The organism is Avibacterium sp. 20-126 (assembly GCF_044358625.1).
Classification (GTDB): Bacteria; Pseudomonadota; Gammaproteobacteria; order Enterobacterales; family Pasteurellaceae; genus Avibacterium.
This window is the reverse complement of record NZ_CP091457.1, coordinates 2,052,645-2,074,301: the sequence shown is the minus strand read 5'-3', so window position 1 is coordinate 2,074,301 and position 21,657 is coordinate 2,052,645. Positions and strand designations below refer to the sequence as shown.

Here is a 21,657-nt window from a genome sequence, read left to right as displayed (position 1 = left end):
TGAAAATAAGCTACTTGTTTTCTACCCAGTTAAATCCTAATCCCCCTTTACTCATCAACACTCGATTTTTCATCGCTCGTACATTTCGCTCGGCAATCATTTCGCCTGTTTCTTTTAAATATTTTTGAAAGTGCGAAGTGTTTCGGTGTACTTGGTAAGCCGCTTCGTCTGTATAAACTTCCACAAAGAACCATTTTTCAGGCTGTTCACGGCTGGTTGCTGCATACATCGCCAACACGTTTGATTCTTTTGCTATTGTTTGTTGCATTTCATCGATCACAATTTGGCGAGATTGCTCCGCTGATTCAGGCTTAATCACTAATTCTGCCAAGCGAACAATAGGTTGATTTTCGCCATTTTTTTGCGAAATCTGCGTAGGTTTCTCGCCGATAGATTGCGTGTCGGTAAGCGTTAATTTTTTATGATTTGTTAAAAGTGTTGGTTCTGCCTTCACATAATCTTTGTAATAGTCACCATTAATATGCGCTTGATATGCCGCTGCATCTTGGTAAACTTCAAACAAATACACCAAATTTGGATTATCCTCAGGGCTAACCGCAAACATCATCAGGGTGCCTTTTTCATAGGTTACAGAACCAACCAAATTCGCACGCCCTGCATTGTTAAAGGCTTTTGGTTTGCTTGGTTGAACACCTAATTCGAAAATACGGAGCATTGGTGCATTCGTTTGTGCTGTAGTTTGCGTGGTTGAACAGCCTAAACGGCTAATTTCAATAATTTTTCTGTGTTACCATGAGCAATCAGCTCTTTTTCCTGGTTACTAATCGGCAAGTTGTGGATAAAGGCTTGCGCTCCATCTAAACTTTGGTAAGGGTAATCAATGGAATACAAAATTTTCTCCGTTCCCTTTAGTTCATAAATAAATTGGAAATATGGCATTGTCAGTATTCCGCTTGGCGTAACGAAAACTTGATCTTGGAACGTTTTCGTCAGCGTGCGGTTTAAGACTGATGCTTCTTGTGGAATACTGTCGTCTAGTCCACTACTCAGAAAGTGAGTAAAACTGCGGTGAATTTAGCTGTATTTAAAAAAATTGTTCATACTTTCTCCTGTAGAGACAAACGGTCAGATGAGTAAAAAAATCGCTTAATCTGACCGCTTGAAAATTATTTGCCAGTGGATTCTGCAAAATGTGGCGCAATGAAATTAGCGGTAAATTTATGCTTTTTTACCGCACGTTGAATGGTTACACTTCTTGACGAGTTGGGCGGAAGATAATTTCGTTAATGTCGATTTCTTCTGGCTGGCTAATCACAAATAACACACAATTTGCAAAGCTTGATGCTGGAATTTCATTATTCGCATAGAAATTCTCCATTGTACCCACCGCCATTTCTGATGTGGAGCCGTGTTTCAATTCACTTGCTACAGCACCAGGGCTTAAAATAGTTGAACAAATATTGTACGGTTTTACTTCTTTACGCAGGCTTTCACTAATTGCACGTACGGCAGTTTTGGTCGCACTATACACTGCACATAATGGCTCCCAAACATGTCCTGCTACGGAAGAAACGTTGATAATCTGACCGCTTTTTTGTGCCTTCATTGTTGGTAACACCGCAGCGATGCCGTGCAGAACGCCTTTGATGTTAATATCAATCATTTGATTCCATTCATCCACCTTTAACTCTTCAAGTAGCGATAATGGCATTACACCCGCATTATTTAATAACACATCAATGCGGCCAATTTCAATGCTTGATTTGCTAGGGTTTGCACGTTAGCAAGATTTGACACATCCATTTTTACGCAGTTATCATGCGAAATACCCAACTCATCCGCTAATTGATGTAAGCGTTCTAAACGACGTGCCCCTAGCACTACTTTCGCTCCCGCTTTCACTAAATGACGAGCCGTCTCTGCACATAAACCACTTGATGCACCAGTAATTACTACAACTTTATTTTCTACATTTTGCATTTTGAATTTCCTTTTGTTTGTTAAGTTGTGTGTATTATAGGCTCGCAAGATGAAAGAAAAAGCGTACAATTGGAATAAGATTAGTAACTAAAGGTTGATAATTATGCAAACCGACTATCTAAAAAATCTCGTCTCATTCGTGCAAGCCGCTCAGCTCGGCAGCTTTACAGCAGTAGCGAATAAATTGGAAATTACAGCAGCAGCGGTGACTAAAAATATCTCAACGTTGGAAAAAACGTTAGGCGTGCGATTGTTTAACCGCACCACTCGCAGCATTAGTTTGACGGCGGAAAGCTTAGGCTTTTTTGAACAGTCGAAAACGGCATTGGATAGCTTAGATCAAGCGGTTAAAAATGTGTCACAATCTACCGAACACCCCGTAGGCTCGGTGCGAATTTCGGTGTCAAATACCATTGGGTGAAACTTGATTTTACCGTTTTTGCCCGAGTTGATGGAGCGTTATCCACAGATCGAATTAGAAGTGAATTTTGAAGATCGGGTGATCGACTTCGTGCAGGCAGGATACGATTTGGTGATACGTGATACGTGATACGTGATACGTGGCGGTATTCTAGGGGAAAACTCGATGATCTCCCGTAAAATCAGCGATCTACGCACTTGTTTAGTTGCTTCGCCTGACTATATCGCTAAATACGGTACGCCGAAAAATGAAATGGAATTGAGCCAACATCGCCAAATTGCCCTACGTTTTTTGAACGGCAAATATTCCACGTGGCAATTTAACCAAGACGGAGTTAGCCATCCGTTTACATTCTCCAATAAAGTGCTGACTTTAACCGATACCGAAGCCGTTACACAGCTTGCTCTCGCAGGACAAGGTATCGCCAAAGTGCCGATGTATTTAGCATGGGAACATTTGCAAGTGGGCAGATTAAAATTGGTGCTAGAGGACAGTTTTGACAGCGGGAATTTCGAGCTAGCATTGCAATATCCGCACCGTACACTGGTTACGCCACGAGTGAGGGTGGTGATTGATTATTTATTGGAAAAATTAGCAGAAATTGAAGGGTTGTATATTGGAGAGAAAGAGCTAAAGAAATTATAGGGCATTTTTATCCAACCTAACTCATTAACAGTATAAGTCACATTATTGTTTGAGAATATTTTATAGATGAAAAATAGTAAATTTGTATTGTTCACATTAAATTATGTACCTTAAGAAAAAATTTAATTTGTAGAAAGATATAAAAAACGATGATATAGTAGAGCCTATTGATATCAGGCTTTCCTTATTTTTATCTCTAATTTTATCTATTAACTACAATGATTGGTTTATTTAATATATCTTCCGTCATACCATGCATATAAGCATTATGTTGCCATACGATAAATTGTTGTTTATATCGCTCATTTATTTCTTCTAATCGTTCAACTTGAGCTTTCAATGAAGTTATTTGTTTATTAAGATAATCCATTGTTACATTAGGTTCAGGCTCCGCTTTTTGATTTTCTTTTATTTTTAGTTTTCGTTTACTAAATGCTTGTTGTATATCATGATAATTAGCTAAAGATTGTCTTTCAATACTTTTAATATTCAATAATTGAGCAACTCTTTGGCATAATAAATCCCATGTTAATTTGCCTTCCCATGTTTTGATTAGATATATAATATCTTCTAAATTTTCTTCTGTTATAAGAATTTTAGGCATTTTATAACTCCATTAATCGATATAAATCATCATCTAATTATGCTGTTTCTGGTTTAGCAACATCTATATCCATACCTTTTTCTAATAAGGTTAATTTTGTGGGTGATGGGGCATATTCATCAGGCATTCTTAATAGTGTATTATTAGGTATGTTTTCATTTTCTAAGAAAGCTATTTTAGTTTTTATGTGTGTTAATCTCCAGCCTATATTATCGATCCAGCGATCAATACCAAAAGTGCCTATTTTATGATGTCCTTGTACTTTTTTAAATTGCTCAGTAAGTTGAATTTCTCGTTGTTTTAGTATTTTTAACGATGAATCCATCCCCTTAATACAGACAAGTTCTTTACAAGTTTCACAATCACCATGGCGTGAGCAAGGAGACATTGCATAATCATGCTCGCAAAGACCTATTTCCGTTACAATAGCAACTCCTTGTTTGTCTTTTTCTAACTCTTCATAAATAATAGGAAGATTTAGATGAATTTTATCTAGAATTGATGGGTGTTCTGGAATAAGTATACTTCTAGCTTCTTCGCTTTCGCTTTTTTCTTCTTCTGTTCTATGATCATAAGCTTTATTATCTGCAACTCTAGCCCTTCCAGCCCAATTAGCGAGAGTAAGTTCATCCATCCCGCCACTTTCAGCTTTTGTACTTAGCCAATGTCTTGTATTATGAGATGGTTGCTGTATAAATTCATCTTTTTGTGTACCAATACAATGTTTCTCCCATAATTATGTTTTTGGTCTTTTGGCAGAATAACAAAATCGATCATTGATTTGATTAACTGTTGGTAACATAAATGAAAAATGCTTAGGTATAAAGTCATCATGAAATTCATTTTCCCTAAATAGAAGTAGTGCCTCTGACGCTTTTACAGTCTTATGGTTATCAATATATGGTCAATAATTAAATTTTGATGTATATTTCTGATAAACATATTTACCTAGAGCATTTAAAGTAATAGCTCCGTTATTTTCTTCTAACAAAGATTTAAACCATTTAGTCCTAATCCCTGCATCTCCATTAAATCCTAGCAATTTACCAATTTCTGATTCATTTAATATTTGATTAGGAGTATAAATATCAGGCGTATCTAACATAAATTGATTGGGGTTTTCTTCTGCAAATTCCGCAGCTATTCTAGCTGGTGTGCCAATGTTTATTAAGCGATTAACAGCCTCAACTATGACATCTTGCATACTGCAAGGAACCCATTTTAATCCTATTTTCTCGTTTTTAGCAGGTTGCCATTTTATTCCTAATTGCTTATTACCAGCACTATCTTCTTCCCATTCTAAACAGTTTACAGGTAAACACATTAATTCTGAACAACGAGAGGGCGCCACCATTAATAATGCCATAACAGCAGTATAATATTCAGTTTCTTTATCTAAATTAGGAGCATCATGAAATAATTTAGCTATTAACATCATTTCTTCATCTGTAGGCATTTTATTCGAACGATATTCTTTCCCTTTTTCATCAAGTAAAATCGTAAGATCTTTAGGTCTCTTATAAGGGCTTTTCCATAAAGGTAGAGTTGGTGTAATTTGATTTTCTCTACAAAAATAGAATAATTTTTCTAGCTGATAGCCTAACTTGTTTACAGATTCAGTATTTTTCTTATATTTTTTCGATACAATATTTTCTACTTCATGAATGACTAAGTAATCAAGTTGTAATATATCTGCGTTATTTTTAACATTATATAAAGCCATTTCCACTATACGTAATGCTTCCATATGTCTTGACAATTGACGAATAGGGCGTATTGAATAAGTATAACGAATATACCCTTTAGCAAATTCAATAAACGGATATGCTAAAGGTTCGTATTGATAGGATGTAGAGGAAATTCTATCAGTTGAAAAACGGGCTTGAACAGTATTTATACTTAGCATTGTTTTCCATTGGTTTTGTATCCAGCAATCTTGACCAAAAGCAGTCGGTTTATCTTTACAAAATGTAATGAATTGTTCTAAGGTAGATTTAGGATTATTAGATATTGGAGTAAAAATGATATTTTCCATGATTTAGTGAACTCCATTGGCATTTCTTATTTTTTGACAAGCCTGCACTACATATTCAACAGCTAAAATAATACGATCTTTTGAATTAGCATAATCAATATTTTTAGATGTTTTGAAACGTTTTTCTTTGTATAATTTATTTAATATTTCTTCATATGGGCCATCAACTAAAGGTCTAAATTTAGGGCATAAGTAGCATGTTTCATATCCAGAGAGACAGAAATCATTGGTACCGCAAGCTCCAATGGTACTTACACCATCGTTTGTTATAAATGATTTAGGATCATTACCTCTTTCACTTTCGGTTAAATTAGAAATTATCTTACCTGTAAATGCTTGAGCTAATTTTCCGATTTCAGCCCCCATCACTTGATCAATATATTGCACAGTATCAGCAGTATTTTCCGTATAAACTTTTACATTTTGTGTATCTGAATGATCTAGAAGCTCGGCTATAATTATCGCACCAACGCCTTTTCTTCCTAAATTCGTACCTCTAGTATGACGAAATCGTCTCGCACTTACATGTATGATATCTCCAGTTCTTTCTGAAATGGCTTTTTGTTGAATACAGAAATGTCGTAATACATTTTGTTCCAATGATGAAGATGAGTAATGGAATATGTCTTTTTCTAATAGAGATACATCAAAATACTTATTTTCTATATTTTGTTTTAGAGTATTCTAATCTATGAATATAGGCAATTCATTCTTGTTATTAAGAATTGTTGTTTCTTTAACTAACTCTAGAAGTTTTTTATATTGAAACTCGATAAAATTAAATATAAATCTTCAGTGATTGATAAACATTTAAATGAACTTCTAAATGTTGCATTTCTTTTTTTAGCAGTAGGAATCTCTAGATAATAATTCCATGTGCCATTTGACATTTCTTTTCTTAGATCTTTAAATTTTAAATGGCGTATTTGTATCGGTCGTCTTGCAGTAGATTGAAGTAAATTAATATATGCATATGTTTCAAATGAAATCAAATCTTCTTTCCAAAGCCTATTTAGTTCAGACATTAAGGCCAAAATCTCATTTTCGGTAAATGCTCCTGTATAAGGGCATCTCATTAATACCGATTTACCTTTATCATTTCCACTCAACGTAAAGCTTTCTAGCAATGACACAACAGATTTATCAACTCCATAATAGCCGATACTCATGCCATGACAGTAAAAAAACCTTTAATGCTCCTAAATGCCACTCACACTCTTTACCTAAAGTAGCTTTCCAATTTATTATTACAGATGTATCAATAATATTTGAGTTAGTACTTATTACAAATTCTTGGAATCGACGATGCATATTAAAAGTATGGTAGCTAGAATATTTTTCAGCATAAATAGCAAGTGTTTTTTTAAATCCTGCTAGTGTTTTATGATCTATATCTAATACAGCTTGAGAGAAATTAATTGTAATATCTTTACTTATATTCCAAGAGTTTTCATTTTCATCAAATACATACCCATCTCTTGACTGTCTAAGACGTTTATTCTGCTTCATAATTATCAACCTTTTTTTGAAACTCAATCTGAAGATCTAATAATATCTGGTTAGCTTTTTCTCTTATATAACGTTGATTATAAATATTTCCTGATTTCTCGGATGTATGTCCCATAAGATGTTGTCTCATCTTTGCTTCTTTTTCGGAAGAAATAAAATCTTTATGAGAAAAATCATGATTTATATTTTGATTATTTTTATCCACCTTTCGTGAAAAATCTAAGTTCCATTTATGACGAAAAATATGCGGATGAATAATAGAAAATTTAGGATCTATCTTTTTCATCGTTGGTACAATAACGTTATCAAAAGAACTGGTACTAATTGGGTTTCCTTGCGTTTTTCCTTTTCGATGGGTTACAAATAAATATGGATGTTTATTAGCGTTAGGAATTTTAGAGCGATAGTTCATAATATAGTCATTGATAAGTTGAGCTATATTTTGTGAAATAGGAAGTCGTCTTTCTTTCGTTTTACTTACAGCTTGCTTCTTCCTTGTGTCAAATTTATCATCATGCGTTCGTCTAATTGTAATTGAGGATTTAGCTGTTCCTATATCAATAAATGGGATTTGAATTGATAATAGCTCTCCTCTTCTAATCCCTAATTCCTTTAATAAGATAAACATTAAATGGTTTCTTTTTCTAATTCCAATATCTTGAAATGGATTATTAGAATTAGAAAAGTTCGCAATAGACATAAATTCATCTAACAATCCATCAGGTAGCTCACTCTCTGGTTTTATAGATAATGTTTTATGATTTTTAGGTCTTGACTCTTTAATTAACATAATTAGTTTCGTCAATTTTTCAATATATTCATTAGATACATTAATTACTTTAGATAGAAATAATATGTATTCTGAAAGCGTTGTTAGTCTATTATATTGATGACTAAGAGATACGGCAGAATAAATATCAATAAATTGAGTCCTACCTTTCATTAACACACTTTTTTTGTATTGATTACATTCTTTTGCTTTTTTACATTTATTCTCATATGCTGAATAAGAGATTCTAATTGGTTTTCTGTTAAGAGTACTTTGTTATGAATTAGATCACTAATAACCAGATTATTCTGTTTTTCCCAATTCATTATCCACTGTATAGTTCCCAGCTTATTTCTAATTGTGTTTACTGCGGATTGATTACGTAGTTTTACAGTTACCCATAAGGTTGAATAAAAATCAGGAATACCAGTTTTAACATTAACCAATATAGGAAAACGTTCTCCATTTGAAAAAAGGACTGTTTCTAATCTATGCATATTCATTTAATTTACAAAAATATCATATATAAATACTATCAAATTAAAGATGTTGTTTCAAAATTAATGTAAAAAAAGAGAACCCTTTTAAAATAAAGGGTTCTCTATATTTATATGGATTTTATTTTACAGTTTTAAATTATATGTAACTCAGAATGGAATATCATCATCTAATTGCATATCATCAATCGCTGGCTGAGGCGCTGGCGTTGGTTGCTGCGCTGGTTTTGATGATGAATATGTTGGTTGTGTTCCTTGAGGGGCGTATTGGTTGCTACTTTGTTGTTGGTAACCCCCACCTTGTGGCGCATAGCCACCTTGCCCACGTTCTGCGCGGCTATCTAACATTTGTAGCACATCACCTTGAATCTCAGTGGTGTAACGATCTTGTCCATTTTGATCTTGCCATTTACGGGTTCTTAAGCGTCCTTCCACATACACTTTTGACCCTTTTCGTAAATATTCTCCTGCGATCTCAGCTTGACGACGATAAAAGACAATGCGATGCCATTCAGTGATTTCACGACGTTCGCCAGTATTCTTGTCCATCCAGCTCTCACTGGTGGCTACGCTAATGTTTGCAACAGCTTCACCATTTGGCATTGTGCGAACTTCAGGATCATTTCCAAGGTTTCCTACGATAATAACTTTGTTTACTCCAGCCATAAATTCCTCTGTCTGATTATTAAGTGCGGTAAAAATTTTTGCTATTTTGCCTTAAAAAAAAATAAAAAGCTATTAATTCAATGCAAATTAACTGGATATTTGCACAGTTATTTCAGATTATGCGATAATGATCGCAAAATCACCTTAAATTGCTTGAACAGACTAAAAGATTATGGAAAAAATAGATGTGCGTGGGGCGAGAACCCATAATTTAAAAAATATTAATTTGACTATTCCGCGTGATAAATTGATTGTGATTACAGGGCTTTCTGGCTCGGGAAAATCTTCCCTTGCATTTGATACCCTTTATGCTGAGGGGCAGCGTCGTTATGTTGAATCCCTTTCTGCTTATGCGCGCCAGTTTTTATCGCTAATGGAAAAACCAGATGTGGATCATATTGAAGGGCTATCTCCAGCCATTTCCATTGAACAGAAATCCACGTCGCATAACCCACGTTCTACGGTGGGAACAATCACGGAAATTCACGATTATTTGCGTTTATTATTTGCCCGCGTTGGGGAACCGCGCTGTCCAAATCATCATATTCCTTTGGCGGCACAAACTATTAGCCAAATGGTGGATAAAGTGTTGGCGTTGCCCGAAGAAAGCCGAATGATGTTACTTGCTCCTGTGGTAAAAGATCGCAAAGGGGAGCATATTAAAATTTTGGAGCATATTGCTGCGCAAGGCTATATTCGCGCCAGAATTGATGGCGAAATTTGTGATTTATCCGATCCACCCAAATTAGAATTGCAGAAAAAACATACTATTGAAGTGGTGGTGGATCGTTTTAAAGTTCGTCCAGATTTGGCAACGCGTTTAGCTGAATCCTTTGAAACAGCATTAGAGCTTTCTGGTGGCACGGCAGTGGTGGCAAATATGGATGAACCGCAAGGGGAAGAATTGCTTTTTTCAGCCAATTTTGCTTGCCCGCATTGTGGTTATTCTGTGCCAGAATTAGAACCTCGTTTATTCTCTTTTAATAACCCAGCGGGGGCTTGTCCTACTTGCGACGGTTTAGGTGTTCAACAATATTTTGATGAAAAACGCGTGGTACAAAATCCAACTATTTCCTTAGCAGGGGGGGCGATTAAAGGCTGGGATCGCCGTAATTTCTATTATTACCAAATGCTCACTTCGCTCGCCAAACATTATGGCTTTGATGTAGAAAGCCCTTTTGAAGATTTACCGAAAAAAATTCAGCACATTATTTTGCACGGTTCAGGTAAAGAAGAAATTGAATTCCAATATATGAATGACCGTGGCGATGTGGTATTACGCCGTCATAGTTTTGAAGGCATTCTCAATAATATGGCACGCCGTTACAAGGAAACGGAATCAATGTCTGTACGTGAAGAATTAGCGAAAAATATCAGCACCCGCCCTTGTAAGGATTGCGGTGGCTCGCGTTTACGTCCTGAAGCTCGCAATGTGTTTATCGGTGAAACGAATTTGCCTGAAGTTTCAGAAAAAAGCATCGGCGAAGCGTTTAATTTTGTGGATAGCCTAACCCTAAGCGGACAGCGCGCGCAAATTGCTGACAAAATCCTAAAAGAAATTAAAGAGCGGTTACAATTTTTGGTGAATGTGGGGCTAAATTATCTGTCTCTTTCCCGCTCGGCAGAAACCCTTTCTGGCGGTGAAGCACAGCGTATTCGTCTTGCTAGTCAAATTGGCGCAGGCTTGGTGGGGGTGATGTATGTGCTTGATGAACCCTCTATTGGGTTACATCAACGTGATAATGAACGTTTGCTTAACACGTTGATTCATCTAAGAAATCTAGGCAATACTGTCATTGTGGTTGAACACGATGAAGATGCAATTTTAGCGGCGGATCATATCATTGATATTGGACCAGGAGCGGGCGTGCATGGCGGTAACGTGGTTGCACAAGGCACAGCAAAAGAAATTATGCAAAACCCACATTCTTTAACCGGAAAATTCTTGTCGGGAAAAGAAAAAATAGAAATTCCTAAAAAACGCACCGCACTTGATAAAGCGAAAATATTAAAACTCAAAGGGGCATCAGGCAATAATCTGAAAAACGTCAATTTAGATATACCTGTCGGATTATTCACTTGTATCACAGGGGTATCAGGTTCAGGTAAATCTACTCTGATTAATGACACCTTGTTCCCACTTGCGCAGAGTGCGTTAAACCGTGCAGAAAACGCACAAGCCGCCCCTTATAAATCTATTCAAGGGTTAGAATTCTTTGATAAAGTCATTGATATTGATCAAAGCCCGATTGGACGCACGCCACGTTCCAATCCCGCAACTTACACCGGATTATTCACGCCAATTCGTGAATTATTTGCGGGCGTGCCAGAATCACGCGCACGTGGTTATAATCCGGGACGCTTTAGTTTCAATGTGCGTGGTGGACGTTGCGAGGCGTGCCAAGGGGATGGGGTAATCAAAGTAGAAATGCACTTCTTGCCTGATGTTTATGTGCCTTGCGATCAATGTAAAGGAAAACGTTATAATCGTGAAACATTAGAAATTCGTTATAAAGGAAAAACGATTAATCAAGTGCTTGATATGACTGTTGAAGAAGCGCGAGAGTTTTTTGATGCGATTCCACAAATTGCACGCAAATTACAAACATTAATGGATGTTGGGCTTTCTTATATTCGCCTTGGGCAATCGTCTACAACATTGTCAGGTGGGGAAGCGCAACGAGTGAAACTCGCCACAGAGTTGTCAAAACGAGATACGGGAAAAACCTTATATATTCTTGATGAACCGACAACAGGCTTACATTTTGCTGATATTAAACAGCTCCTCGAGGTGCTACATCGCTTGCGTGATCAGGGTAATACCATTGTGGTGATTGAGCATAATTTAGATGTGATTAAAACCGCAGATTGGATTGTTGATCTTGGTCCTGAAGGGGGAAGTGGCGGCGGTGAAATCATTGCCACTGGCACGCCAGAGCAAGTCGCAAAAGTGAAAGGTTCTCATACTGCGCGGTTCTTGAAACAAATCCTTGAAAAATAAATGGACTGAAATCAAAGTGCGGTAATTTTTTAGGCAGAATTGTATAAAAACTTCTATCATCAATGTTGATTTTTTGATACATTTAGCACAATTTTTCTCACACTTAAATGTGAGTGTTTTTTATACAGTGATTTTAACGGAATTCTTATGCTATTTAAAAAAATTCGTGGTTTATTCTCCAATGATCTTTCTATTGATTTAGGTACAGCCAACACGTTGATTTATGTGAAAGGGCAGGGCATTGTGCTAAACGAACCTTCTGTGGTTGCAATTCGTCAAGGGCGTGCAGGTTCAATGAAAAGTATTGCAGCGGTAGGAAAAGAAGCAAAATTAATGCTTGGGCGCACACCGAAAAGTATTTTAGCCATTCGTCCGATGAAAGATGGGGTTATCGCGGATTTCTCGGTAACCGAAAAAATGTTGCAGTATTTTATTAAGCAAGTACATAGCGGAAATTTTATGCGCCCAAGTCCACGGGTGTTAGTCTGCGTGCCTGCTGGTGCAACCCAAGTTGAACGCCGAGCGATTAAGGAATCTGCCTTAGGTGCGGGCGCACGCGAAGTGTATTTAATTGAAGAGCCTATGGCTGCTGCAATCGGCGCGAAATTGCCCGTTTCTACGGCAACGGGTTCAATGGTTATCGATATTGGTGGTGGTACCACAGAAGTTGCGGTGATTTCTTTAAACGGTATTGTATATTCTTCTTCTGTGCGTATTGGTGGCGACCGTTTTGATGAAGCCATTATTGCTTATGTGCGTCGTACCTTTGGATCCATTATTGGTGAGCCGACAGCAGAGCGTATCAAAGAAGAAATTGGTACTGCTTATATTCAAGAAGACGATGAAATTAAAGAGCTAGAAGTTCACGGTCATAACCTTTCAGAAGGTGCGCCAAGAACCTTTACCTTAAACTCGCGTGATGTCTTAGAGGCAATTCAACAGCCATTAAATGGTATTGTTGCCGCAGTGCGTACCGCACTTGAAGAATGCCAACCAGAACACGCAGCCGATATCTTTGAACGTGGAATTGTGCTAACTGGTGGTGGTGCGTTATTACGCAATATTGATGTGTTATTATCAAAAGAAACGGGTGTACCAGTTATTGTGGCAGACGATCCACTTACCTGTGTCGCACGCGGTGGTGGTGAAGCATTAGATATGCACGGTGCTGATATTTTCAGTGACGACATTTAATTTCCAATGTTATAAATGTTTATAAAAGTGCGGTCAAAAAATGCTAAAAATTTGACCGCACTTCTTTCTGAGTGATATTAATGAAACCGATCTTTGGAAAAGCCCCCTATCTTGGCATCCGTTTAATTTTTGCCGTGATAGCTTCTATCGTGCTTATTTTATTTGATGGACAAACCAATACGATGATAAAGGTACGTAGCATAATGGAAACGGCGATTGGTAGCGTTTATTATCTTGCCAACACACCAAGAACGGTGCTAGACGGCGTGTCTTACAATCTTGTTGATACCAACAAATTACAAATCGAAAATAAAGTGCTAAGAGAACAACTTCGCGAAAAAAATGCCGATTTATTACTCTTGGATCAACTCAAAGTAGAAAATCAACGCTTACGTTTATTGCTAAATTCCCCATTACGCACAGACGAATACAAAAAAATTGCTGAGGTCTTAACTGCAGAAACAGATGTTTATCGCCAGCAAGTGGTCATTAACCAAGGAGAAAATGATGGTGCTTATGTTGGGCAACCGGTTATTGATGAAAAAGGTGTCGTTGGGCAAATTATTTCTGTGGGAAGTCATACAAGCCGCGTGTTATTGCTCACTGATGTAACGCATTCTATTCCTGTGCAAGTGTTGCGTAATGATGTGCGCGTGATCGCAAGTGGTACGGGACACAGCGATGAACTTACCTTAGACAATGTGCCACGTTCAGTGGATATTGTGAAAGGTGATCTCTTGGTTACTTCAGGATTAGGAGGACGTTTTCTTGAAGGATATCCTGTTGCGATTGTAGAAAATGTATCGCGCGATGGAAAAAATTATTTTGCCACGATCACCGCAAAGCCGCTTGCATCGCTCGAGCGCTTACGTTATGTCTTGCTTTTATGGCCGACTAATGAAGATATGCGTAAAGTCAATTCAAGTACACCAGAAGAAGTGCGTAAAGCCGTTCGCCAGCGCCTTGAAACACAGAAAAAGCAAGACATTCTACCGCCATTGATGACGACTGAAGAACCAGAAGAAAAACCATCAACGCCAACGCTAGAGGAGATCCATACGGAACAAATGGAAATGCCTTCTGAACCTGTTGAGCCTGAATTGCAACATTATCGAGAGGAAGATTAATGCAAGGTCGTGCTTTTTTACAATTATTATTTATTGTATCCACCTTTTTAGTTGCAATGGTGTTAGAAATTGCGCCTTGGCCAAGCAGTTTACATCATTTCAAGCCTGCTTGGTTATTGCTCGTTTTAACTTATTGGATTTTAGCAATGCCTGCAAAAATTAGTGTAGGCACGGCATTTTGTATGGGGATTGCTTGGGATCTTGTACTTGGCTCAACCTTAGGTATTCACGCATTAGTGCTTTCTGTTTTTGCTTATTTATTAGCGGTGAATAGCATATTAATTCGTAACCTATCTTTATGGATGCAGGGGATATTTGTTATTTTCGCTGTTTTTAGCGTAAGAATAGGTATTTTTATTGTTGAATTATTCTTACATAGTGCGGATTTTAATTGGCAAGAGATCTTTGGTGCTATGACGAGCGGGGTATTATGGCCTTGGATATTCTTGTTATTACGAAAAGTAGCAAAGCAATTACATATTGAATAATATCATCAATAAATAAGAAATGATTTTTGTCTCTTTTGATATTGGGTAAACTTAATTGATAAACCAAATTAAAAGAGATTTTTTTATTTCTTAATGAAAATACTGTAGAGAAATAATAAACATTTTAGTTTTGAATAAAGTGGTGGGCGATACCGGTCTCGAACCAGTGACCCCCTCCTTGTAAGGGAGGTGCTCTCCCAACTGAGCTAATCGCCCGACAGAATGCTATTTCTAGCTATCGGATTTAACTTTGTAAAAGTTAAATGGGAACTTAAACTTGAGTGGTGGGCGATACCGGTCTCGAACCAGTGACCCCCTCCTTGTAAGGGAGGTGCTCTCCCAACTGAGCTAATCGCCCACGTGAGTTTAAGCATTACAACACAAGCCTTAAAAAAGTGGTGGGCGATACCGGTCTCGAACCAGTGACCCCCTCCTTGTAAGGGAGGTGCTCTCCCAACTGAGCTAATCGCCCTTGTGTTGTGGGTTGGCATTATAAGTATTCTCAACATACAGTCAATACATTTTTAGTTATTTTTGTCTAAGTGTTGTAAAAATAGACATAAATTTTCTTTTTTTATCGTGAATTCGGATAACTCATAGTACAATATCGCCGATTTAATTTTTTCTATCGAACAAGGTTATAAAATGAAAGCTGAACCCTTATTTACTTTAGATCCCTCTGTGAAAGTTCGTACTCGCTTTGCTCCTAGCCCAACGGGTTATCTGCACGTTGGAGGAGCAAGAACGGCATTATATTCTTGGTTATTTGCAAAACATAACCAAGGTGAATTTGTATTACGCATCGAAGATACTGATTTAGAACGTTCTACACCTGAAGCAACACAAGCGATTTTAGAAGGAATGGAATGGTTAAATTTAGCTTGGGAGCATGGGCCATATTACCAAACAAAACGCTTTGATCGTTATAATCAAGTCATTGATCAAATGCTTGAGCAAGGTTTGGCTTATCGTTGTTATTGCTCTAAAGAACGTTTAGAACATTTACGCAGTGAGCAAGAGAAAAATAAAGAAAAACCACGTTATGATGGGTATTGCTTACATCACGCACCTGAGAATCCCGATGCACCTCACGTTGTACGTTTCAAAAACCCACAAGAAGGTTCTGTCGTATTTGATGATGCGGTGCGTGGACGTATTGAAATTAGCAATCGCGAACTTGATGATTTAATTATCCGCCGTACCGATGGTTCACCAACCTATAACTTCTGTGTTGTGATTGATGACTGGGATATGGGGATCACACACGTTGTGCGTGGTGAAGATCATATTAATAACACCCCGCGTCAAATTAACATATTAAAAGCATTAGGCGCGCCAATTCCAACTTATGCACACGTTTCTATGATTTTAGGTGATGATGGACAAAAATTATCAAAACGCCACGGAGCAGTGAGTGTTATGCAATATCGTGATGATGGTTTTTTACCGGAAGCCTTACTCAATTATTTGGTGCGTTTAGGTTGGGGGCATGGCGATCAAGAAATTTTCTCTGTAGAAGAAATGATCAAGCTGTTTGAATTAACTCAAGTGAGTAAATCTGCAAGTGCATTCAATACGGAAAAACTCTTGTGGCTAAATCATCACTATATTCGTGAATTACCGCCTGAATATGTTGCTAAACACCTTGCTTGGCATTATCAACAGCAAGGCATTGATACCACCAATGGTCCTGCATTAAGTGATATTGTCGTTATGCTTGGTGAGCGTTGTAAAACATTGAAAGAAATGGCAAGTGCAAGCCGTTATTTCTTTGAAGAGTTTGATCATTTTGATGAAAGTGCGGTGAAAAAACACTTTAAATCTGGTGCAATTGATGCACTTGAAAAAGTAAAAGAAAAATTGACCGCACTTCCTCAATGGACAGCCAAACCAATTCACCAAGCCATTGAGCAAACGGCGGAAGCGTTGGGGGTAGGAATGGGTAAAGTGGGTATGCCATTACGTGTTGCCGTTACAGGAGCAGGACAATCCCCTTCAATGGATATCACCCTTGTGGGTATCGGTCGCGAACGTTCATTGGCACGTATTCAAAAAGCCATCGATTTTATTCAAGCACAAAACGCTTAATATTTAATCTAGCGAATGAATGCAACAAATTTAATATTGACAGCATTCATTCTGCTAATTATCATAGCCAGTATTAAGGGGATATAGCTCAGTTGGGAGAGCGCTTGAATGGCATTCAAGAGGTCGTCGGTTCGATCCCGATTATCTCCACCAGATTTTAAAGCCTTGAAAGAAATTTCAAGGCTTTTGCTTTTTATACGCTAAATAATACTTCAATTTTCAATATATTATTTTTCAGCAAAGATGACGCCAGTTTCTTTCTCATATAATACCTGAACCCGCCCCGTTAAGGGTAAAGATTGCTGGCTTGTAATGATCAATTGCACGCCAGAGATTTCTACGTGATATTTATAATAAGCCCCTAAAAAACGCTTCTGACGGATAATGCCGTTGGCTTGTTTGAGATCATCCACTAAGCGTAATTGTAACTGTTCTGGACGGATCGCAAGATAACTCGGCTTTTGTTGTAATTGATGATTTGTACATAAATGCACGCCAAGTAGGGATTGGTAATGCTGTTCATCAATAGGCTGACAAGGCAAATAATTCATTTCGCCCAAGAAATTAGCCACAAAAGGACTGTTTGGCTGCTGGTAAAGTGTGCGAGGTGAGCCAACTTGACAGATTTTTCCTTGGTTCATTAGCGCTAATTTATCAGCAAATAGAAATGCCTCTTCTTTGCTGTGTGTTACAAAAATGGCAGGAATATGCTGCTGTTTGAGAATAGTGCGAATTTCTTCGATCATTTGATGACGAACTTGGCTATCAATGTTAGAAAAAGGTTCGTCTAGTAATAACAATTTCGGCTGACAAGCTAACGCACGAGCAATGGCGACACGCTGTTGTTGCCCGCCTGAAAGCTCGTGTGGATAGCGTTTTTCCAAACCTTGTAAATGCACAAGTGCGGTCATTTTTTGCAAGGTTTTTATTTGCTCATTTTTATTACGTTGATGTAAGCCAAACAGAATATTTTCTGCTACGGTTAAGTGAGGGAAAAGTGCATAATCTTGAAAGATCAAGCCTATTTCTCGTTGATTTGCCTCAAGATAGCCAATATCTTTACCTTGCAAGCGAAGCGTTCCTGCACTGAGTGGGAGCAATCCTGCGATAGCTTTGAGTAAGGTCGTTTTTCCGCAACCGCTTGCGCCAAGTAAACAGACAATATCGTCATTTTCAATAGATAAATTAAGATCTTGTAAAATAGGTTGATTGTTATAGCAACAAGTTAAATGGGTAATATCTAACATCTTCATTTATTCTGTTTTTTCCCTGATTGCAGTAAAGCGCGAGTTAAAATCAATACGGGAATTATCCCAACTAAAATCAGTATTAATGCAGGCAACGCAGCACGTTCAAGCTGTTCATCTGAAGTAAAGGTGAAAACGTGGGTGGCGAGCGTATCAAAATTAAACGGGCGCAATAATAAAGAAGCATTAAGTTCTTTCATACTTTCAATAAAAACCAGCAATAATGCGGTAAAAATTCCTTTATGCATAAGAGGTAAATGGATTTTTCGCCAGATTCCCCACGATTTATAGCCTAACATTCTGCCTGCCATTTCTAAAGAAGGTGGTATTTGGTTCAGGCTCGTTTCTAAACTGCCTAATGCCATTGCCGAAAAGCGAATGACATAAGCAGAGACAAGTGCGAAAAGTGAGCCTGAAAACACTAAACCAAGCATGGGTAAAGCTAGCCATTTTAACCATTGATTAAGTTGATGATCGGCAAAGGTAAAAGGAATTAACAAGCCGATTGCAAGTACCGTACCGGGAATGGCATAGCCTAGTGCAGAAAAGCGTACTGCCAGTTTTGCCAACGGCACGGGGGTTAATCTTGCCCAAAAGTGCATTAATAACGCTAAACATACACAAATGATCATTGCCAGCCCAGAAACCAGTAAGCTGTTTTGACTATATTGCCAGAAATCAGCCGTCCACGCTTGCTCAAAATAGATGATAGACCAATAGCTGAGTTGAAAGAGTGGGATAAAAAAGGCAAGAATAATCAAGATGATGCTAAATAACAGTAATCCCCAACCTAATCCGTTGAGCTGTTGCGTTTGGTTCGGGCGCTGCCCTGTTCGTTGATAATAGCGTTGTTGGCGACGAGCGTAACGTTCAATACTGATAAATAGCACCAATAGCCCTAGCATAAAAAGCGAAATTTGCGCTGCCGCTTGTAAATCACCAAAGCCGAGCCAAGTATCATAAATGGCAGTGGTGAGTGAAGGAATCGCAAAGAATGCGACTGTACCAAAATCGCCTAAGGTTTCCATTGCAACTAAGGCACAACCCACCGCAATAGCAGGGCGGATTAAGGCAAAGGTAATTTTGTAAAACACCCGCCAGCGACTTGCCCCTAGCAATTTTGCGCTTTGTTGTAAATTATCGCCTTGCTCCATTAACGCCATTCTTACCAATAAGAAAATATAAGGATATAAAGACAATGCCAAAATAAAACAAGCACCGCCTAGACTACGAATGGAAGGAAACCAATAATCTTGCTTGGTTTGCCAATCAAACCAAGTGCGTAAACTTTGTTGCACAATACCGGGATAGTCTAAAAAATCGGTATAAAGATAGGCTGATAAATACGCTGGAATGGCAAGTGGGAGGCAAAGCAACCACTGTAACAAGGTTTTACCAATAAAATGATAACGCGAAACCAAAAATGCACAAGGTAAGGCAAAGCATAAGCTTAAGGCTGTTGTCCCCACCACTAGGCTTAGGGAATTAACTAAATAGTCGGTAAACACCGTTTGCCATAAATGTTGCAAACTGTGCAGTGAACTGCCAAATGCCGAAGATAACAAGGCGATAATTGGAAGCAAGAAAAACCCCAATACCCCTAACAATATGATAAGTGCGGTGCTTTTTGCGAAAAATTTTTTATGTTGTGTGAAATTATCCATAATCAAAATAAAACTAGCCTACCCTGCATGGGATAGGCTAGCCTAGATTAGGCCTATTATAGGTCAAATTTTACTTCATCGATTAATTTCAATGCGTTTTCATAGTTTTCTGCAATTTTCTCTAATGGCAAGTCATCTTGCTTAAATTCGCCCCAAGACTGTACCAATTTTGATTTTTCTACAGAAGGTTTTACTGGATATTCGTGATTTAGCTCTGCGTAGAGATGTTGTGCTTGATCACCACTTAAATATTCCACTAATTTAACCGCATTTGCTTTATTTGGGGCATATTTTGCGATAACCACACCGCTGATATTCATATGTGTGCCCACGGTTTCTTGGTTTGGATAGTTAATATAAGCTGCTTCTGCCCAGCTTTTTTGTTTTTCATCTTCTAGCATTTTGCCGTAATAATAGCTATTGCCTAATGAATAATCGCACACGCCCTCTTTAATTGCTTTCACTTGATCGCGGTCACCGCCTTGTGGTTTTTGTGCCAAGTTTGCTTTTAATCCCGTTAAGAACGCTTTGGCTTTTTCTACGCCATCGTGGGCAATCAATGACGCAATTAACGAAACATTATAAGAATGTTTGCCAGAACGCACACACACTTTGCCTTTTAATTCAGGTTTGGCTAAATCATAATAAGTAAAGCTCGGTGGTAATTTGCCAACACGATCTTTTGAAGAATAGATCACTCTCGCACGGCTGGTTAAAGCAAACCATCTATCTTGACTATCACGGAAACGAGCAGGAATATTTTTCTCTAACGTTGTAGAATGAATCGGTTGCGCTAATCCAGCATTAACAATTTCCATCACACGACTAATATCCACTGTTAATAGCACATCAGCCGGGCTAAGCTCGCCTTCACGTTTCACACGCTCAACCAGCCCTTTATCAGCAAAAATAAAATTCACTTTTACGCCCGTTTCTTTTTCAAACTGCTTTAAAATAGGCTCAATTAAGTAAGGCTGACGATAAGAATAAACATTGACTTCATTGGCAGCCAACGCTGAGGTGGCAAATGTGGTGCATAATGCAATCGCTGATAATGTTTTTTTCATTTCACGTTCTCCGTGGTTAAAATAGATGGGTGTTTGAAATTTTCCTGCTTTTTAGACCGCACTCTTTCCAAACGAATTTTTCTTTGGTATGACAAAAAAACAGATTTCATATTCAAGTGATGTTGTTTCGCTAAAATTTCTTCTAGCTGTGCTTGATTTTACATAAAAAAACAATGAAGTAAATAAAAATTATTCTCATTTTCTTTGATTTGATATTTACTCTTGGATAAAAAAATTTGATTACGCTCTTGAAAGCGCAAAAAAACTCCCCCATATTTGCAATACTTTTTTTAAACATCAACGTAAAAAGGAAATAACAATGAATATTCGTCCATTACACGATCGTGTGATCATCAAACGTGAAGAAATTGAAACCTTATCTGCGGGCGGAATCGTATTAACCGGTTCTGCAGCAACAAAATCTACCCGTGCAAAAGTGCTTGCAGTGGGGAAAGGACGTATTTTAGAAAATGGCACAGTACTCCCTTTAGATGTCAAAGTGGGCGATACCATTATTTTTAATGATGGCTATGGCGTAAAAGCAGAAAAAATTGATGGCGAAGAAGTATTAATCATTTCTGAAAGCGATATTTTAGCTATTGTAGAATAATCGGAGAAAATTATGACTGGTACATTAAATCTTCCTCATACTTGTCCAAAATGTAAAAACGTAACAGCTAAAACACACCAAGAA

The 21,657-nt window shown here is 37.8% G+C and carries 20 protein-coding genes, 4 tRNA genes and 2 pseudogenes; 9 read left to right on the top strand and 17 right to left on the bottom strand.

Annotated features, from left to right (window positions below):
- Positions 1-10: 10 nt before the first annotated feature.
- The 3 genes and pseudogenes from L4F91_RS09785 to L4F91_RS09775 all read right to left on the bottom strand — a co-directional run bounded on the left by L4F91_RS09785 (position 11) and on the right by L4F91_RS09775 (position 1,941).
- Positions 11-676 carry a putative quinol monooxygenase gene (locus L4F91_RS09785; RefSeq protein WP_395896229.1) on the bottom strand — a complete coding sequence of 222 codons (666 nt, stop codon included), beginning with the start codon at positions 674-676 and terminating at the stop codon, positions 11-13.
- Between the two features lie 41 nt (positions 677-717).
- Entirely contained in the window at positions 718-954 is a 237-nt protein-coding gene (locus L4F91_RS09780; RefSeq protein WP_395897881.1) for an amidohydrolase family protein, read from the bottom strand.
- Positions 955-1,207: 253 nt separating this feature from the next.
- A pseudogene (locus tag L4F91_RS09775) lies at positions 1,208-1,941 on the bottom strand (SDR family oxidoreductase).
- Between the two features lie 103 nt (positions 1,942-2,044).
- Here L4F91_RS09775 and L4F91_RS09770 point away from each other — a divergent pair.
- A complete protein-coding gene (locus L4F91_RS09770; RefSeq protein WP_395896227.1) occupies positions 2,045-2,362 on the top strand; it encodes a LysR family transcriptional regulator in 318 nt (105 codons plus the stop codon).
- 3 nt (positions 2,363-2,365) lie between these two features.
- Positions 2,366-3,007: pseudogene (locus tag L4F91_RS09765) on the top strand (substrate binding domain-containing protein).
- Positions 3,008-3,209: 202 nt separating this feature from the next.
- Here L4F91_RS09765 and L4F91_RS09760 read toward each other — a convergent pair.
- The 8 genes from L4F91_RS09760 to L4F91_RS09725 form a co-directional block, all read right to left on the bottom strand.
- Positions 3,210-3,611, bottom strand: a complete 402-nt coding sequence (locus L4F91_RS09760; protein WP_395896226.1) for a hypothetical protein — start codon at positions 3,609-3,611, stop codon at positions 3,210-3,212.
- A gap of 37 nt (positions 3,612-3,648) precedes the next feature.
- The gene (locus L4F91_RS09755; protein ID WP_395896225.1) at positions 3,649-4,245 is read right to left on the bottom strand and encodes a hypothetical protein; all 597 of its coding nucleotides are present in this window, start codon (positions 4,243-4,245) and stop codon (positions 3,649-3,651) included.
- Positions 4,246-4,515: 270 nt separating this feature from the next.
- Positions 4,516-5,646 carry a hypothetical protein gene (locus L4F91_RS09750; RefSeq protein WP_395896224.1) on the bottom strand — a complete coding sequence of 377 codons (1,131 nt, stop codon included), beginning with the start codon at positions 5,644-5,646 and terminating at the stop codon, positions 4,516-4,518.
- A gap of 3 nt (positions 5,647-5,649) precedes the next feature.
- The gene (locus L4F91_RS09745; RefSeq protein ID WP_395896223.1) at positions 5,650-6,246 is read right to left on the bottom strand and encodes a hypothetical protein; all 597 of its coding nucleotides are present in this window, start codon (positions 6,244-6,246) and stop codon (positions 5,650-5,652) included.
- 146 nt (positions 6,247-6,392) lie between these two features.
- Positions 6,393-6,779 carry a hypothetical protein gene (locus L4F91_RS09740; RefSeq protein ID WP_395896222.1) on the bottom strand — a complete coding sequence of 129 codons (387 nt, stop codon included), beginning with the start codon at positions 6,777-6,779 and terminating at the stop codon, positions 6,393-6,395.
- 10 nt (positions 6,780-6,789) lie between these two features.
- Positions 6,790-7,155, bottom strand: a complete 366-nt coding sequence (locus tag L4F91_RS09735; RefSeq protein WP_395896221.1) for a hypothetical protein — start codon at positions 7,153-7,155, stop codon at positions 6,790-6,792.
- Entirely contained in the window at positions 7,142-7,945 is an 804-nt protein-coding gene (locus L4F91_RS09730) for a site-specific integrase (RefSeq protein ID WP_395896219.1), read from the bottom strand. Before L4F91_RS09730 ends, L4F91_RS09735 begins: the two co-directional genes overlap by 14 nt.
- Before the next feature lie 626 nt (positions 7,946-8,571).
- On the bottom strand, positions 8,572-9,087 hold the full coding sequence (locus L4F91_RS09725; RefSeq protein WP_395896217.1) for a single-stranded DNA-binding protein: 516 nt from the start codon (positions 9,085-9,087) through the stop codon (positions 8,572-8,574).
- A gap of 172 nt (positions 9,088-9,259) precedes the next feature.
- On the opposite strand from L4F91_RS09725, the gene uvrA reads away from it, so the two are divergent.
- The 4 genes from uvrA (at position 9,260) to mreD (ending at position 14,897) form a co-directional block, all read left to right on the top strand.
- A complete protein-coding gene (gene uvrA / locus L4F91_RS09720; protein WP_250351513.1) occupies positions 9,260-12,088 on the top strand; it encodes an excinuclease ABC subunit UvrA in 2,829 nt (942 codons plus the stop codon).
- A gap of 147 nt (positions 12,089-12,235) precedes the next feature.
- A complete protein-coding gene (locus tag L4F91_RS09715; RefSeq protein WP_250351514.1) occupies positions 12,236-13,282 on the top strand; it encodes a rod shape-determining protein in 1,047 nt (348 codons plus the stop codon).
- An 80-nt stretch (positions 13,283-13,362) separates the two neighbouring features.
- On the top strand, positions 13,363-14,409 hold the full coding sequence (gene mreC, locus L4F91_RS09710) for a rod shape-determining protein MreC (protein ID WP_395896214.1): 1,047 nt from the start codon (positions 13,363-13,365) through the stop codon (positions 14,407-14,409).
- On the top strand, positions 14,409-14,897 hold the full coding sequence (gene mreD, locus L4F91_RS09705; RefSeq protein ID WP_250351516.1) for a rod shape-determining protein MreD: 489 nt from the start codon (positions 14,409-14,411) through the stop codon (positions 14,895-14,897). Before mreC ends, mreD begins: the two co-directional genes overlap by 1 nt.
- Before the next feature lie 140 nt (positions 14,898-15,037).
- Here the strand turns inward: mreD and L4F91_RS09700 are convergent.
- The 3 genes from L4F91_RS09700 to L4F91_RS09690 form a co-directional block, all read right to left on the bottom strand.
- Positions 15,038-15,113, bottom strand: a tRNA-Val gene (locus L4F91_RS09700).
- A gap of 66 nt (positions 15,114-15,179) precedes the next feature.
- Positions 15,180-15,255 (bottom strand) — tRNA-Val (locus tag L4F91_RS09695).
- 38 nt (positions 15,256-15,293) lie between these two features.
- Positions 15,294-15,369: transfer RNA gene (locus tag L4F91_RS09690), tRNA-Val, on the bottom strand.
- A 173-nt stretch (positions 15,370-15,542) separates the two neighbouring features.
- On the opposite strand from L4F91_RS09690, the gene gltX reads away from it, so the two are divergent.
- Together gltX and L4F91_RS09680 are read left to right on the top strand one after the other, a co-directional pair.
- The gene (gene gltX, locus L4F91_RS09685) at positions 15,543-16,985 is read left to right on the top strand and encodes a glutamate--tRNA ligase (RefSeq protein ID WP_395896212.1); all 1,443 of its coding nucleotides are present in this window, start codon (positions 15,543-15,545) and stop codon (positions 16,983-16,985) included.
- A 77-nt stretch (positions 16,986-17,062) separates the two neighbouring features.
- A tRNA-Ala gene (locus L4F91_RS09680) sits at positions 17,063-17,138 on the top strand.
- 74 nt (positions 17,139-17,212) lie between these two features.
- On the opposite strand, the gene L4F91_RS09675 is transcribed toward L4F91_RS09680, so the two are convergent.
- From L4F91_RS09675 to L4F91_RS09665, 3 genes are read right to left on the bottom strand one after another with little or no spacing between them, the layout of a single operon-like run.
- Positions 17,213-18,238 (bottom strand): ABC transporter ATP-binding protein, encoded by a 1,026-nt coding sequence (locus L4F91_RS09675; RefSeq protein WP_250351518.1) that lies wholly within the window; start codon positions 18,236-18,238, stop codon positions 17,213-17,215.
- Positions 18,235-19,896: an ABC transporter permease gene (locus tag L4F91_RS09670; protein ID WP_395896210.1), complete on the bottom strand. Its 1,662-nt coding sequence runs from the start codon at positions 19,894-19,896 to the stop codon at positions 18,235-18,237. The genes L4F91_RS09675 and L4F91_RS09670 overlap by 4 nt, the downstream gene beginning before the upstream one ends.
- Positions 19,897-19,952: 56 nt before the next feature.
- Entirely contained in the window at positions 19,953-20,963 is a 1,011-nt protein-coding gene (locus tag L4F91_RS09665) for a Fe(3+) ABC transporter substrate-binding protein (RefSeq protein WP_395896208.1), read from the bottom strand.
- 319 nt (positions 20,964-21,282) lie between these two features.
- Here L4F91_RS09665 and L4F91_RS09660 point away from each other — a divergent pair, with 319 nt between their 5' ends.
- Positions 21,283-21,573, top strand: a complete 291-nt coding sequence (locus L4F91_RS09660) for a co-chaperone GroES (RefSeq protein WP_250351521.1) — start codon at positions 21,283-21,285, stop codon at positions 21,571-21,573.
- Positions 21,574-21,657: the final 84 nt, after the last annotated feature.